This window comes from Methylobacterium ajmalii, from assembly GCF_016613415.1.
GTDB classification, from domain to species: domain Bacteria; phylum Pseudomonadota; class Alphaproteobacteria; order Rhizobiales; family Beijerinckiaceae; genus Methylobacterium; species Methylobacterium ajmalii.
Genome location: NZ_JACWCT010000079.1, coordinates 12,624 through 13,161 on the forward strand (window position 1 = coordinate 12,624; position 538 = coordinate 13,161).

Here is a 538-nt window from a genome sequence, read left to right on the forward strand (position 1 = left end):
ACATCGCCCTCAAGGCGGCCGGCAACACCGCGAGCGCCAGCTTCGCGGGCGGCAAGCTCAGCCTGACGACCTCGGGTGCCGGCACCAACTCGTCGGTGACGGTCACCGCCCCCGACGCCCTCTACGGCTTCACCGCCGGCCAAACCTCCGTCGGCACCAACGCGGCGGCGGGCGCCGGCACGGCCTCCACCACCACCACCGGCAAGGGCATCCTCGACACCACCTCCGGCACCTACACCGCCATCTCGGCCGGTGCCTACTCGGTGGCGAACTTCAACATCTCGACCCTGGTCGGCTCGGCCGGCGACGCCGACGTCGCCAGCATCCTGAACATGGTCGACAAGGCGATCGCCAGCGTGACGGATGCGGGCACGAAGCTCGGCGCCAACAAGACGCAGATCGACGGCCAGAAGACCTTCGTCGACACGCTGATGAAGGCCAACGACCGCACCATCGGCATCCTGGTGGACGCGGACGTGGAAGAGGAGTCGACCAAGCTGAAGGCGCTGCAGACGCAGCAGCAGCTGGCGGTGCAGGC

Annotated in this window: 1 protein-coding gene; it reads left to right on the forward strand. The window is 68.8% G+C overall.

The genetic code is table 11. The features are described from left to right. Window positions 1-538: flagellin (locus HPY23_RS14965; protein ID WP_268927386.1), on the forward strand; the 538-nt coding region annotated here is incomplete at both ends.